At 73.5% G+C, this 13914-nt stretch carries 10 protein-coding genes; 2 read left to right on the forward strand and 8 right to left on the reverse strand.

All coding sequences use genetic code 11. The annotated features are described in order from the left end of the window. Positions 1–3 precede the first annotated feature (3 nt). The 6 genes from PUR56_RS41760 to PUR56_RS41785 form a co-directional block, all read right to left on the reverse strand. Positions 4–1227: an acyl-CoA dehydrogenase family protein gene (locus tag PUR56_RS41760; RefSeq protein ID WP_329952839.1), complete on the reverse strand. Its 1224-nt coding sequence runs from the start codon at positions 1225–1227 to the stop codon at positions 4–6. Beyond that, the gene (locus tag PUR56_RS41765) at positions 1224–3101 is read right to left on the reverse strand and encodes an ABC transporter ATP-binding protein (RefSeq protein WP_329952840.1); all 1878 of its coding nucleotides are present in this window, start codon (positions 3099–3101) and stop codon (positions 1224–1226) included. The genes PUR56_RS41760 and PUR56_RS41765 overlap by 4 nt, the downstream gene beginning before the upstream one ends. After that, positions 3098–3955: an ABC transporter permease gene (locus PUR56_RS41770; RefSeq protein ID WP_329952841.1), complete on the reverse strand. Its 858-nt coding sequence runs from the start codon at positions 3953–3955 to the stop codon at positions 3098–3100. Before PUR56_RS41770 ends, PUR56_RS41765 begins: the two co-directional genes overlap by 4 nt. Continuing rightward, the gene (locus tag PUR56_RS41775; protein ID WP_329952842.1) at positions 3952–4914 is read right to left on the reverse strand and encodes an ABC transporter permease; all 963 of its coding nucleotides are present in this window, start codon (positions 4912–4914) and stop codon (positions 3952–3954) included. The genes PUR56_RS41770 and PUR56_RS41775 overlap by 4 nt, the downstream gene beginning before the upstream one ends. A 1-nt stretch (position 4915) precedes the next feature. Continuing rightward, positions 4916–6559: an ABC transporter substrate-binding protein gene (locus tag PUR56_RS41780; protein ID WP_329952843.1), complete on the reverse strand. Its 1644-nt coding sequence runs from the start codon at positions 6557–6559 to the stop codon at positions 4916–4918. Positions 6560–6891: 332 nt separating this feature from the next. Further along, positions 6892–8400 (reverse strand): MFS transporter, encoded by a 1509-nt coding sequence (locus PUR56_RS41785; RefSeq protein ID WP_329952844.1) that lies wholly within the window; start codon positions 8398–8400, stop codon positions 6892–6894. Between the two features lie 122 nt (positions 8401–8522). Here PUR56_RS41785 and PUR56_RS41790 point away from each other — a divergent pair, with 122 nt between their 5' ends. Next, positions 8523–8942: a winged helix-turn-helix transcriptional regulator gene (locus PUR56_RS41790; RefSeq protein WP_329881612.1), complete on the forward strand. Its 420-nt coding sequence runs from the start codon at positions 8523–8525 to the stop codon at positions 8940–8942. A gap of 94 nt (positions 8943–9036) precedes the next feature. Here the strand turns inward: PUR56_RS41790 and PUR56_RS41795 are convergent, their stop codons facing one another. Then, positions 9037–9258, reverse strand: coding sequence for a DUF5988 family protein (locus tag PUR56_RS41795; protein ID WP_329952845.1), 222 nt, complete (start codon positions 9256–9258; stop codon positions 9037–9039). 342 nt (positions 9259–9600) lie between these two features. On the opposite strand from PUR56_RS41795, the gene PUR56_RS41800 reads away from it, so the two are divergent. Beyond that, positions 9601–11220, forward strand: a complete 1620-nt coding sequence (locus PUR56_RS41800; protein ID WP_329881614.1) for an ABC-F family ATP-binding cassette domain-containing protein — start codon at positions 9601–9603, stop codon at positions 11218–11220. Positions 11221–11338: 118 nt separating this feature from the next. Here PUR56_RS41800 and PUR56_RS41805 read toward each other — a convergent pair whose 3' ends face one another. After that, positions 11339–13477, reverse strand: a complete 2139-nt coding sequence (locus PUR56_RS41805; protein WP_329881615.1) for a phosphocholine-specific phospholipase C — start codon at positions 13475–13477, stop codon at positions 11339–11341. Between the last annotated feature and the right edge of the window lie 437 nt (positions 13478–13914).

Consider the following 13914-nt stretch of genomic DNA (forward strand, 5'->3'; position numbering starts at 1 on the left):
GTCTTACGCGTACCAGGTGGGCCGGGGGACTTCGCCGTGCAGGAGGTGGCGGCCCACCACCCGGCCGCGCCCCGGGTCGTCGTCGTGCACCCGCCGGGCCCGGGTGTCCCGCCAGAAGCGGTCCAGCCCGGCCTCCGCCTCGGCGCCCCCGGCGCCGGCCGCCCCGAAGACGCCCGCGGTGACGGCGTCGGCGGCGGCACCGGCCTGCGCGGCCAGCGCGGCGACCCGGACGGCGTGGTACCCGCGCTCCTCCTCGGTCACCGTGCGGCGGCGGGCGTGCAGGGCGTCCGCCTCGGCGCCGACGGCGTCGGCGAACGCCTCCACCGCCCAGAGCAGGGAGGCGAGTGCGCCGTAGTGCTGCGCCGCGTCCGCCGCGGCGGTCTCGGTCAGCGGCGCCCGCGACCACCGGTCGCGGGTGTGCCCCGCGGCGGCCTCCAGCGCGCCCCGGGTCGCGCCGATCAGCACGTTGGCCTGCGCGAGCTGGAAGGCGGGGGTGAGGAACGTGTTGTACACGCGGGGCACGAAGGTCTTGTCCACGTGGCCGAGCGCCCCGGTCCACGGGATGTCGGCGTGGTCGGCGACGACGGTGCCGGCCGCCAGCGCGCGCAGCCCGAACTCCTCGGCCCCGGGCTCGAAGGTCAGGCCCGGGTGGTCGCTCATCGCGAGCGCGCTGATCGGGGTGTCGCCGTCCTCCAGGAAGCCCTCCAGGATGGTGATGTCCGACACCGGGTGGCCCAGGGCGCGGTCCAGCCGCCCGTGGAAGAGCATGTCGCCGCCGGCGTCCTGGATCACCAGGGGCGCCGACCGGGGCTTCGCGGAGCCGCTGAAGAACCACCGGGCGCGGGCCGCCACCTCGCCGATGTGCTGGATCTTCTCGTCGGTGCCGATGAACTCGGCGATCGACACCCACACGTAGTGGTGCGCGAGCAGCTCGCCGACGGAGGCGTCGGCCGCCGCGACGGTCCGCGCCACCCGGTGCGCGGTGGACCAGTCCTGGCCGCCGCCGCCGTACTCGACCGGGCCGAGCAGGGTCACCAGCCCGGACTCCTTCAGCAGCCGGACCTCCCGCAGCGGGGCGGTGCCCTCGCGGTCGCGCCGGGCGGCGCCGGCCGCCAGCTGGACGGCGACCGCCTCGGCCCGCCGCAGCCACACCTCGGCCCCGTCCACCGCCGGGCCGGCGTGGACGGCGGCGTCGTCGAGGACGCCTGCTGTCGTCGTGTCAGTCATTTTTCCCACTTCGTGACGGGCTCGGTGTCGAGCTTCGTGTCGTGCCTGGTGCGGAGCACCGGGGGGTGGCCGGTGCCCTGGTCGTCCGGGGTGCCCGCGTGTCCGGAGCCGGGCGCGGAGCCCGCCGCGTCCGTCCCGTCCGTCGCGTCCGGCGCGGTGGACGGGGGCAGCCGCAGGACGGCGTCCAGCAGGGCCCGGGTGTAGGGATGGGCGGGGGCCTCGAAGATCCGCTCGGTCTCGCCCTCCTCGACGACCGACCCGCCGCGCATGATCATCACCCGTTCGGCGACCTGCCGCACCACGGCCAGGTCGTGGGTGATGAACAGCAGCGCGATGCCGGTCTCGCGCCGCAGCCGGTCCAGCAGCTCCAGCACCTCCGCCTGCACCGAGACGTCCAGGGCGGACACCGGCTCGTCGCAGACCAGCACCTCCGGGCGGCTCGCCAGGGCCCGGGCGATGGCCACCCGCTGGCGCTGGCCGCCGGACAGCTGGTGCGGCCGCCGGGGGAGGAGTTCCGCCGGGAGTCTGACCTGGGCGAGCAACTCCTCGCACCGCCGGGTCCGCTCGGCGCGCCGCAGCCCCGGCAGCGCCTCGCCGATGATCCGCGCCACGGTGAACCGGGGGTCCGCGGAGGCGTACGGGTCCTGCTGGACGAACTGGAGCGCCGAGCGGCCGGGCCGCCGCTGCCGCTCCGACAGCGCCGACCAGGGCCGTCCGTGCAGCAGGACCTCCCCGGCGTCCGGTCGGGAGAGGCCCATCGCGACCCGCGCCAGCGTGGTCTTGCCCGAGCCGGACTCGCCGACGACGCCCAGCGCCTCGCCCGCCCGCAGGGTGAACGAGACCTCGTCCAGCGCCTTCGGGCCGCCGAGGCCGAAGGACTTCACCAGGCCCCGCCCGGACAGCACCGGTTCGTCCCCGCCGGCGCCCGCCGCCGGCCGGGGCGGACGCGTGGCCGGGCGGCCCGAGGGCACCGCGTCCAGCAGCATCCGCGTGTACGGGTGCTCCGGGGCGGACAGCACCTGCCGGGCCTCCCCGCTCTCCACCACCTCACCGTGCCGCAGCACCAGGATGCGGTCCGCCAACTGCGCCACCACCGCGAGGTCGTGGCTGACCAGGAGCAGGCCCCGGCCCTCGTCCTTGAGCCGGCCGAGCAGCCGCAGCACCTGGGCCTGGACGATCGCGTCCAGCGCCGTGGTCGGCTCGTCGGCGATCAGCAGCGGGGCGTCGGCGGCCAGGGCGGAGGCGATCAGCGCGCGCTGCCGCAGCCCGCCGGAGAGCTGGTGCGGGTACTGGGTGCGCCGGGCCTCCGGCTCCGGCACGCCCACCGCGGTCAGCAGCTCCACCACCCGGGCCGTGCCGCCGTCCGCACCGGCGCCGCCGTGCAGCCGGGCCGCCTCGGCGATCTCGGCGCCGACCGTGCGCAGCGGGTCCAGCGCGGTGAGCGCGTCCTGGAAGACCATGGCGACCTGCCGGCCGCGCACCGCGCGCCACTGCCGCTCGCCGAAGCCGGTGGTGTCGGCCCCGCCGACCTCCAGCGTCCGGGCGCCGACCCGCGCCCGGGTGCCCGCCAGCCCGATCAGGGAGCGCGAGGTGACGGACTTGCCCGAGCCGGACTCGCCGACCAGCGCCACGCACTCCCCGGGGCCGATCGCCAGCGACACCCCGTCCACGGCGGGCCGCGGCGCGCCGGGGAAGGACACCCGCAGGCCCTCCACCCGGACGAGGTCGCGCGGCGTCCGCCCGGCGGCCGTGGCCTCCCCGGCCGGGGAGGCCACGGTGGCGAACCCGCCCGTCGTCCCCGCCCGGTCCGTCCTGCCCGCCTTGTCCGTCGGATCCGTCGTCCCCGTGGGACCTGTCGTCCTCGCCGTACTCATCGCACCGCCCTGAGCTGGAGACCGCGGCCGATCAGCGTGGTGCAGACCACCACGACCGAGATGGCCAGGCCCGGCGCGATCGAGATCCACCAGGCGGTCTGAAGGAAGTCCTTGCCGTCGGCGACCATCGATCCCCAGTCGGCCTCCGGCGGGACGGGGCCGAGACCGAGCACGCTCAGCCCGGAACCCGAGATGATGGCCGACCCCAGACCGATGGAGGCCAGGACGACCAGCGGTCCGCCGACGTTCGGCAGCACGTGCCGCAGCACCGACCGCCAGGCCGGCACCCCGAGCACCCGCGCCGCCTCCACGAACTCCGAGCGCAGCACCAGCCGCGCCTGGCCGCGGACCAGCCGGGCGTAGTTGGGCACCCCGGCGATGCCGATCGCGATGGCCACGTTGACGGTTCCGCCGCCCAGCAGCGCCACCACGAGCAGAGCGAGCAGCAGCTCCGGGAAGCCCAGCAGCACGTCCACGACCCGCATCAGGACGAAGTCGACGCGCCGCCCGCCGCACCCGGCGACCAGGCCGAGCAGCGCGCCGCCGCCCACCCCGATCACCGTCGCGCCGACGGCGATCAGCACCGACAGCCGGGTGCCGTGGACCAGCCGGGACCAGACGTCCCGGCCGAGCTGGTCGGTGCCGAACCAGTGCGCGGAGCCGGGCGGTTGCAGGGCCGCCGCGACGTCCGTCGCCTCGGGGGCGTGGGTGGCGAACAGGCCGGGGAAGGCCAGCACGACCGCCACCACGACCAGCAGGAGCGGCAGCGCCACCCCCACCGGCGACCGCAGCAGCCCGCCCCGGCGGGCGGCCGCCGCGGCCGGGGGGTCGAGCAGTGCGGTGGCGGTGCTCACGCGGGACCCCCCTCGCGCAGGCGGGGGTCGATCAACGGGTGGAGGAGGTCCACCACGGTGTTGATGACGACGAACGCCGCGCTGGAGATGACCACCAGCGCCGTCACCACCGGCAGGTCGCGCGTGCCGACCGCGTTGGCCAGCACCCGGCCGAGGCCCGGCCTGGTGAAGATGTTCTCCACCAGGACCGCGCCCCCGAACAGGCTGCCCAGCACGAAGCCGGCGAGTGTGGTCAGCGGCAGCAGCGCGTGCCGCAGGGTGTGCCGCAGCAGCACCGCCGTGGCACCGAGGCCCCGCGAGCGCGCGGTGAGGACGAACGGGCGGCCGTCGGCGGTCTCCAGCTCCTGCCGGATGACCTGGGACAGCACCCCGGCAAGCGGCAGCGCCAGCGCCAGCGTCGGCAGCACCAGCGCGGCCGGCCCGTCCGCCCCGATCGAGGGCAGCGCCTGGAACCGGTACGACAGCACCGTCAGCAGGATGATGCCGAGCCAGAACGACGGCATCGAGACCGTCAGCAGCTCGGCCACGCCGGCCGCGCCGCGCACCGCCCGGCCCCGGCCGGCCGTCAGGGTGGCCGCGAGCACCGCCAGCACCAGCGCGGTGACGAGGGCGGACAGGGCCAGCTCGACGGTCGGCCCGACCTGGCTGCCCAGCATCCGCTCGATCGGCTCGTTGAGCTGGTACGACCAGCCGAGGCCCCCGCTCGCCAACTGGGCGAGCTGGCGGCCGTACTGGACGAGCAGCGGGTCGTTCAGTCCGTTCTCGGCGATGATCTGGTCGCGCAGGCCCGGCGTGGCCGCCGCGCCCGGCCCGATCAGTCCGTCCACGATGTCGCCGGGGGCGAGGTGGATGGCGAAGAACGTCACCGTGAGCGTCCCCCACACCACCACGACGCCCGCGGCCAGCCGCCGGGCGACGAACCTCGCCCAGGGCGGCACGGACCGGGCACGGTCGGACACCTCAGGCCACCCCGATGCCGTAGAAGTCCGTGTTGGCGTCGACGTCCAGGACCAGACCGCTCACCTTGCCGTGCTGGGCGACGTCCATGGTGGCGATGTACGCCGGGAACGAGTACGCCTGCTCGACGATCCGCCGCTGCACCTTGCGGTACAGCTCCAGCCGCTGCCCCGCGTCGACGGTCGCCTGGGCCTGGTCCAGCCAGCCGTCGATCTGGCTGTCGCGCACCCGGGCGCCGTTGGCCCCGCCGCCGCCGAACTGGGACTTGGAGTGGTACAGGCTCTGCAGCAGGCTCGGGTCGGAGCCCTGCCAGGCGAAGGCGAAGACGTCGTAGTCGCCCTTGCCGGTGCGCCCGATGGAGCCGGCGGAGTCGAGCGGCACCAGCTTCAGCTCGATGCCGACCTGCTTCAGCGCGTCCTGGATGCCCACGTCGAAGGTGTGGTTCTGGGCGGACACGAAGGTCTGCACGTACGGCTGCTCGACGGTGAACCGCTTGCCGTCCCTGGTGCGGTAGCCGTCCGAGTCCCGCCCGGTGTAGCCGATCTCGTCGAGCAGCCGCTCGGCCTTCTCCTTGCTGAACTCCCAGGCCTTGGCGAGCGAGGCGTCGGCGCCGGGGGTCGAGGGCGCCAGCGGCCCCCAGGCCTGCTCGTACTCGCTCTGGAAGATGCCCTTGACGATGCCGGCGAAGTCGATGGCGTGCCGGGCGGCCTGACGGGCGCGGAGGTCGTCGAAGGGGGCGCGGGCGGTGTTGAGGTAGTACGTGTAGGGCACGCCGGGCACCGCCTTGCGGACCACCTGGACGCCGTTCTGGCCGCGCAGGCCCGCGAGCCGGTTCGCCGGTATCAGTTCGGCGGCGTCGACCTGGCCGGAGGTCAGCGCGCCGACCCGCGAGGCGTCCTCCTTCAGCAGCAGGACGACGATGCTCTCCAGCTTCGCCTGCCCCTGGTGGGCGGCGGTGGGCGGGGCCCACGCGTAGTCGGGCCGGCGCTTGAAGACGGCCTGCTGGCCGGGCGTCACCGACTCGAAGGTGAACGGACCGGTGCCGACGACGAACGGGCCGCCGGAGGAGAGGTCGCCCACGTGGTCGCGCAGCGCGACGGGGGAGTGGAAGCCGAGGAAGGTGCTCCCCACCGCGTTGAGGAGGGAGGCGTGCGGGGCCGTCAGGTGGACGGCCACGGTGCGCGGGTCGATCACCTCGGTGTCCTTGTAGGGGCCGAGCAGGCCCGCCGCCCGCTTGGAGGCCGTCTTGGGCGCCGTGATGTGGTCGAAGTTCGCCTTCACCGCCGCCGCGTCGAACGGCGTGCCGTCGCTGAACGTCACGCCGGTGCGCAGCGTGAAGGTGTAGGTCAGTCCGTCGGGCGACACCGTCCACGACTCGGCCAGCCACGGCTTGACCGTCCCGTCCGGCGCCAGCGAGACCAGCGACTCCAGCACCGGCCGCAGCAGCCGCCCGGTGACGGCGGTGGACGCGGCGTGCGGGTCCCAGCTGTCGGGCTCGACCGCGGCGCCGTAGCGCAGGGTGCCGCCGCCGCTCTTCGCGGAGGGCGGGGCGGAGGAGTCGGAGCAGCCCACGAGGACGGCCGGGCCGATGAGGCCGGCGACGGTGGCGGCAACGGGGAGACGGAGGAATCGACGTCTGCTGTACATGGGTTCTTTCTCGATCCTGCGCGAGGCGGGGGGAACGGTGGGCGGCGTCAGGCCTGCCCGCTCCGCGGGAGGAGGCGATGGCCCCGGCCGCGGACGATGCGACGAGTCTGGTGGCTCCGTCCGGGTCCGATCCCCCTGGCCGTCCCCCTATGAGGGCCCTGACTCCGGGGAGGGGGCCGTCCGTTCCGGGGGACGCGCTCGGTGTGTTCGGAGGTGCGCGGGTGTGCGTGGCGGTGCGTGGGAGCGCGTGGTGCGGGTGTGGTGCCCCCGGCGTCCCACCCGCCGGGGGCGGTGCGGCCGTTCCGGGGGCCGGAACGGCCGCACCGGGACCGTCAGATCTGCGGCACGGGGGAATCCGCAGACTTGAGGTCCGGTCCGGGAGCGTCCTCGGCACCCTCCGCAGCGGCGGGGGCGGGCTCGGACGCGGGGCTGCGCAGGACGAAGGCGGCCACCAGGACGGCGATGCCCACGAACACGGCGCTGAGACCGTAGGAGAGGTGGAACCCGCCGGTGAGCGCCTCGGCCGGGCTGCGCTGCTCCCCGAGGAGCGTCGCCGTCCGGGAGGCGGCCACCGTGGCGAGCACGGCGGTGCCGATCGAGGCGCCGACCTGCTGGGTGGTGTTCACCAGACCGGAGGCGATACCGGCGTCGTTCGGCGAGTTGACCGACATGGCCTGGCCGATCAGTGCGGGCATGGCCGCACCGAAGCCGAGGCCGAGCAGGACGAACGGCGGGACGATGTCGATGAGGAAGGTGCCGTCGCTCGGCACCCGGGCCAGCAGCGCGAGCGCCGCCGCCACCAGCAGGAGGCCGCCGACCAGCACCTGGCGCGGGCCGAACCGCTGGTTCAGCTTCACCGCGAAGCCGAGCGAGACGACGGCGATGGTGACCGGGGCGGGGAGGAAGGCGAGGCCGGTCTTGAGCGCGTCGTAGCCCAGCACGTTCTGGAAGTAGAGCGCGGTGCAGAACTGGTAGCCGAACAGACCGGCGACCATCAGCACCATGATGGTGTTGGCGCCGGAGACCGACCGCGAGCGGAAGATGTGCAGCGGCAGCAGCGGCTTGTCCGCGTAGGCCTGGCGGACGACGAACCCGGCGAGCAGCGCCAGCGAGCCGGCCAGCAGACCGAGGGTGCGGATGTCGCCCCAGGTGTACTCCTCGGCCTTGATGATCGTGTAGACCAGCAGCATCAGGCCGCCGGTGGCGAGCACGGAGCCGATCAGGTCGGCGCCCTCGCGCAGTCCGAGCCCCTTCGCCCCGGGGACCACCCGCTGGGTCAGGACGAGCGCCGCCAGGCCGATCGGCACGTTGACGTAGAACACCCACGGCCAGCTGAAGCTCTGGGTCAGCACGCCGCCGAGGATCAGGCCCAGGGAGGCGCCCGCGGCCGAGACGAACGCGTACGCCGCCAGTGCCTTGCCGCGCTCACCGGCGTCGGGGAACAGGGTGATGATCATGCCGAGGACGACCGCCGAGGCGAGCGCGCCGCCGACGCCCTGGACGAACCGGAACACCACCAGCGCCGTCGAGGTGGAGGCCAGGCCGCAGGCCAGCGAGGCGGCCGTGAACAGGCCCAGGCCCCAGGCGAAGACGCGCTTGCCGCCCAGCAGGTCGCCCAGCCGGCCGGAGAGCAGCAGCAGCCCGGCGAAGGCGATGAGGTACGCGTTCACGACCCAGGCCAGGCCCGACTGGGTGAATCCCAGGTCGTTCTGGATGGTCGGCAGGGCGACGGTCACGATGGAGCCGTCGAGGATGATCATCAGGTTGCCGGTGCAGAGGACCCCCAGCGCCAACCAGCGTGACCTGGATGGCTGGAGGGACGGCGGGGCATGCGTGGTCATCGGATTCCTTCGGGGGAATGGCAGGGAGGGGCGCCCGGTGGCGCCCGCGCTCCCTGAGGGCACTTCTTGTTACAGCGCCCATCATGTGTGACCATCAAGTCCACTCGTAAGGAGGCACTTTCATGTTCCAAGGGAACACCGATGTGATCGAGGCGGTCGGAGCCCCGGGCGCCGAGCGTGAGGTGTGCACCGTCCTGGAGGCGCTGAACCGGATCAGCGGCAAGTGGGCGATCGGGATCCTGCTCAACCTCAGCCACGGCCCGGTCCGCTTCACCGAACTCGAACGGGCCGTCCCCGGTATCAGCCGCCGCATGCTCACCCTGACGCTCCGTAACCTCGAACGGGACGGCCTGCTGGTGCGGACCGTCTACGCGACCGTGCCGCCCAAGGTGGAGTACCGGGCCACCGCGATGGCCGACGAGCTCTACACCTCGCTGACGGGTCTCACCGCCTGGGCTGAGCGCCACCGTGACGCCATCGCCTCGTCCCGCGCGGCGTACGACCGCGAGCAGGACGCGGCGGGCGCCCCCGTCGACCTCTGAGCAGGCCCCGCCCCGCCGCGCCCGCCGCTGCGCCCGGGCGCAGCACGAGGCCGCCCCCGTCCCCACCGGGACCGAGGCGGCCTCGCGCCGCGGGCTACTCCGCCACGAAGGTGGAACCCGTCCATTCGAACACCCGCAGCTCGGAGGTCCGGTGACGGACCGTCCGGTGTGAGCGGCGGAAGTGCTCGTAGCGGTTCCCGCGCGGCAGTTTGAGGACGTGCTGCTCCGCGTCCAGGAAGCGGAGCCGTTCGTGCTCCGGGAAGGCCTCCGCGGGGCCGCCTTCCAGAATCGCGTTCGGTGCGGTGTCGAGCGCCACGGCGTACTCCTGTTCTGAAGGTCTCGGTGGCTCTGCAGGGCCGGGACGGCGGGGCCGGCGCAGGGCGGGGAACCGGTGGGCCGCCGCACACCCGTGGGTGGGGCCGGTCGGCGGGGGACGGGCCGGTGCAGTTGCCGGGTGTTGCTGCCGGTGAAGGGGGCGACGGGTGCAGGCTTCTTACAGGAAGTTAGCAGTCCGGTAGTCCGCTTCTAACCCCTCAGATCCCCCTACGTTCGGTCACGTCCGACGTGCGCGGGCTGTTCGAATCCGCACCTCCGGGGCGGTCGGGGGCCCCGCAATCGACTTGCGCCGCCCCCGCGCGGTTAGGAAGGATCGTGGACCATGGGACACCTGGAAGCCTCGCATCTGGAGTACTACCTGCCAGACGGGCGGATCCTGCTCGGTGACGTGTCGTTCCACGTGGGCGACGGGGCCGTGGTGGCCCTGGTCGGCGCCAACGGGGCCGGCAAGACGACGTTGCTCAGACTGCTCTCGGGGGAACTGCAGCCGCACAGCGGGACGGTCACCTCCAGCGGCGGCGTCGGTGTCATGTCGCAGTTCGTCGGCTCGGTGCGGGACGAACGCACCGTCCGCGACCTCCTGGTGTCGGTGGCGCCGCCGCGGATCAGGAAGACGGCGGCGGCGGTCGACGAGGCCGAGCACCTGATCATGACGGTGGACGACGAGGCCGCGCAGATGAAGTACGCGCAGGCGCTCAGCGACTGGGCGGAGGCCCGGGGCTACGAGGCCGAGACCCTCTGGGACATGTGCACGACCGCGGCCCTCGGCATGCCCTACGACCGGGCCCAGTTCCGGGACGTGCGGACGCTCTCGGGCGGGGAGCAGAAGCGGCTGGTGCTGGAGGCGCTGCTCCGCGGTCCGGACCAGGTCCTGCTGCTGGACGAGCCGGACAACTACCTGGACGTCCCCGGCAAGCGCTGGCTGGAGAAGCAGCTGAAGGAGACCTCGAAGACGGTCCTCTTCATCTCCCACGACCGCGAGCTGCTGGCCCGCGCCGCGGAGAAGATCGTCGCGGTGGACCCGAGTCCGGCCGGATCCACGGTGTGGATCCACGGAGGCGGCTTCGGGACGTTCCACGAGGCCCGGCAGGCCCGGTTCGAGCGGTTCGAGGAGCTGCGCCGGCGCTGGGACGACAAGCACGCCCAGCTGAAGAAGCTCGTGCACGACATGCAGCAGTACGCCGCGCGCAGTGACGACATGGCCTCCCGCTACCAGGCGGCCAGGACCAGGCTGCGGAAGTTCGAGGAGATCGGCCCGCCGCCGGAGCCGCCCCGCCGGCAGGACATCCGGATGCGCCTGCAGGGCGGGCGTACCGGTGTACGGGCGGTGACCTGCCGGCACGTCGAACTGACCGGCCTGATGCGGCCGTTCTCGCTGGAGGTCTTCTACGGCGAGCGCGTCGCGGTGCTCGGTTCGAACGGCTCCGGCAAGTCCCACTTCCTCCGGCTGCTGGCCGGCGAGGACGTGGCCCACACCGGTGACTGGAAGCTGGGCGCCCGGGTGCTGCCCGGCCACTTCGCCCAGACCCACGCCCACCCCGAGCTGCTGGGGCGCAGCCTGCTCGACATCCTGTGGGCCGAGCACGCGAAGGACCGCGGCGGCGCGATGTCGGTGCTCCGGCGGTACGAGCTGGAACGGCAGGCGGAGCAGCGTTTCGAGAAGCTGTCGGGCGGTCAGCAGGCCCGGTTCCAGATCCTGTTGCTGGAACTCGCGGGCACCACGGCCCTCCTCCTCGACGAGCCGACCGACAACCTGGACCTGGAGTCGGCGGAGGCCCTCCAGGAGGGGTTGGAGTCCTACGAGGGCACCGTCCTGGCGGTCACGCACGACCGGTGGTTCGCCCGGTCCTTCGACCGGTTCCTGGTGTTCGGTTCGGACGGCGTGGTGCGGGAGACGCCCGAGCCGGTGTGGGACGAGCGGAGGGTCGAGCGGGCCCGGTGAGCGCGCCGTCGGCGGGCTGCCGGCCCCGGCCGTAGCAGGGGGACGGACGGCCCGGGCCGGCGGGTGGAGTCGTCACCCCACCCGCCGGCCCGGAGTCGTCGTCCGCGGTGCGCGGGTGTCAGGCGACGGAGCCGGTCGTACTCGGCCGGCCGGTCTCGATGTGGCCGACGAAGCGCTGGGACCAGGCGGGGTCGTTGTTGACGGTGACGGTGAAGTCGTACCAGCCCTGCCCGTTGCTGACCTGGTTGAAGTAGTCGTCCACGGCCTGGCCGGGGCCGACGGTGTAGGTCCAGGTGCCGGTGCGGTAGTGGTTCGAGGTGATGGTGAAGACGGCGGTGTCGGCCGGGCTGTCGTTGCGGAGCTGGAACCACAGGGCGACGGGGTCGTTGTGGGGGGCGAACCAGCTCTTCACCCTGGCGTACCGGCCCCTGCCCGCCCCGGTGTTGCCCTTGAAGCGGCGCAGGAACCGGTTGGGGCCGACGACGGTCAGGTCGTACTTGCCGCTGCCGTAGCCGCCCCCGATGTTGAAGAAGTCGGCGGTGGCGGCGTTCGGCCCCACGGTGTACTGCCAGGGGCCGCCGCCGCGGTAGGCGTTGGCGTAGGCGGCGAAGTGGGCGGCGCCGGTGGCCTGGGCACCGAGGTTCTCGATGGCGACCCAGATCTTCTGGGTGCCGCCCGCGTCGGTGCCCTCGTAGCGGTCCAGGTAGGCGTTGGTCTGGTAGGGCAGCGCGCAGGCGGCCTTGTTGCCCGGCTCCTGGGCGGGCAGCGTGCCGCTCGCGGGGGGCGTGGGGGCGCTGGTGGTGCTGCACGCCGTGCCGGTCATCAGGGAGTGGCCGGCGGGGACCACGGCGGGCAGGGCGGGGAGCGGGCCGAAGACCGGGTTGTCGAAGTCGAAGGCCGAGGTGAGGTCACCGCAGACCGCGCGGCGCCAGGCACTGATGTTGGGGCACTGCACGCCGGTCCAGGCCTCCAGGAACCGCAGGACGGAGGTGTGGTCGAAGACCTGCGAGTTGACGCGGCCCCCGCGGGTCCAGGGCGACACGATGGTCATCGGCACCCGGAAGCCGAGCCCGATCGGCAGGCCGTTGACGTGCTCGGTGGTGTCCCCGGTGTTGGCGGGGACGGCGGGCGGGACGTGGTCGAAGAAGCCGTCGTTCTCGTCGTAGGTGAGCAGGAAGACGGTGGAGTTGAAGATGTCCTGGTTCGTGTCGAGGGCCTCCAGCACCCGCTTGGTCATGGTCGCGCCCACGCTGGGGCTGGCGCTGGGGTGCTCGGAGTTGGCGTAGTCCGTGACGATCCACGAGACCTTCGGCAGCGTCCCGGCGGCCACGTCGGCGCGGAGCGCGGCGACCAGGGCGTCGGCCACGTCGCCGCCGCTGTAGGGGACCCCGGCCACGCCGCGCTGCCACAGGACCTTGTCCCCCGTGCCGTCCTTGGCGGGGTCGGAGGTCATGAAGGGGGCGAAGTACTCCAGGGCGTTGTCACCGTAGTTGCGGTCACCGGCCTTGTCGTAGACCTGGTACACCTTCCAGTCGATGCCCGCCAGCTGCAGGGCCTGCGCGTAGGTCTGCCAGTTCTGCCCGCTGCGGCGGAAGTCGCCGCCGTTGTGACTGACCCGGTTCGCGCCCGGCAGACCGGCGCCGATGGACCCCGACCACAGGTAGTTGCGGTTCGGACCGGTCCCGGTCATCGACGAGCAGTGGTAGGCGTCGCAGATCGTGTAGGCGTCGGCGAGCGCGTAGTTGAACGGGATGTCCGCGCGGGAGTGGTAGCCCATGGTCATGCCGGTACTGCTCTTGGCGGCGTACCAGTTGTTCATCCGGCCGCCGTTCCAGGCGTTGTGCTGGTCGCTCCAGGCGTGCCCGCCGCCGTCGACCTTGCACTCGGAGCGCTCCCAGGTGTTCGAGCCGCCGCTCAGCGGCCAGGGGAGGATCGATCCGCTGCCCTTCGGCTGCTGGAAGACCGTCCGGCCGGAGGGTGCGGAGGTGGAGCCGGGCAGGTCGACGACGCTGTGGTCGCCGAAGCCGCGCACGCCCTTGAGCAGGCCGAAGTAGTGGTCGAAGCTGCGGTTCTCCTGCATCAGGATCACCACGTGCTTCACCGGGGCCAGACGCGGATCCACGGCCCCCTGCACCGCCGCCGCAGGCACCGCCTGGGCCGCACCGGCCCTCCCGAGCACCGGCCAGCCCGCACCGGTGGCGGCCGCCGCCGCCGTCGCGCCGACCAGGAACTTCCGACGTCCGATACGTCGCTCCACGGACCTACTCCTATCGATGGGGGTGTCCGCCGGCACCTCCTCGGAAGAGCGGTCCGCCGAGCCGGTCGGCACGGGGGTGGTGGCCTGCGCGTCTCCGGGGGTGGTGGCCGGAGTCACGGTGGTGAGGGGGGCGGCGGCCAGCCCAGATTCGGCCCGACCGGTGTCCTGTCGGCCCTCGACGGGCGGTCCGGACGTGAACAGGGGGAGAACATCGACACGGGTTGGCTGGACAAGTCGGCCGGCTGCGCGGCGGTACCCGGGCCGGCCCGGAGAGGGACGGGGCTCCCCGGGCCGGGGCACGGGGAGCCCCGGGGGGACGTCGCCGCACGTGGTTCAGGCGGAGCCGGGGACGTCGACGAGGACCTCGGTCAGCGAGAGGTAGCCGGTCCCGGCGAGCTGGACGCGCACGTACCGTCCGTCGACCCCCACGGGGACGG

Source organism: Streptomyces sp. BE303 (assembly GCF_036290945.1).
Classification (GTDB): Bacteria; Actinomycetota; Actinomycetes; order Streptomycetales; family Streptomycetaceae; genus Kitasatospora.

Coding starts and splice junctions, on each gene's coding strand:
- PUR56_RS41760 (WP_329952839.1), bottom strand. CDS start 1,227: ATGACTGACACGACGACAGCAGGCGTCCTCGACGACGCCGCCGTCCAC.
- PUR56_RS41765 (WP_329952840.1), bottom strand. CDS start 3,101: ATGAGTACGGCGAGGACGACAGGTCCCACGGGGACGACGGATCCGACG.
- PUR56_RS41780 (WP_329952843.1), bottom strand. CDS start 6,559: ATGTACAGCAGACGTCGATTCCTCCGTCTCCCCGTTGCCGCCACCGTC.
- PUR56_RS41785 (WP_329952844.1), bottom strand. CDS start 8,400: ATGACCACGCATGCCCCGCCGTCCCTCCAGCCATCCAGGTCACGCTGG.
- PUR56_RS41790 (WP_329881612.1), top strand. CDS start 8,523: ATGTTCCAAGGGAACACCGATGTGATCGAGGCGGTCGGAGCCCCGGGC.
- PUR56_RS41800 (WP_329881614.1), top strand. CDS start 9,601: ATGGGACACCTGGAAGCCTCGCATCTGGAGTACTACCTGCCAGACGGG.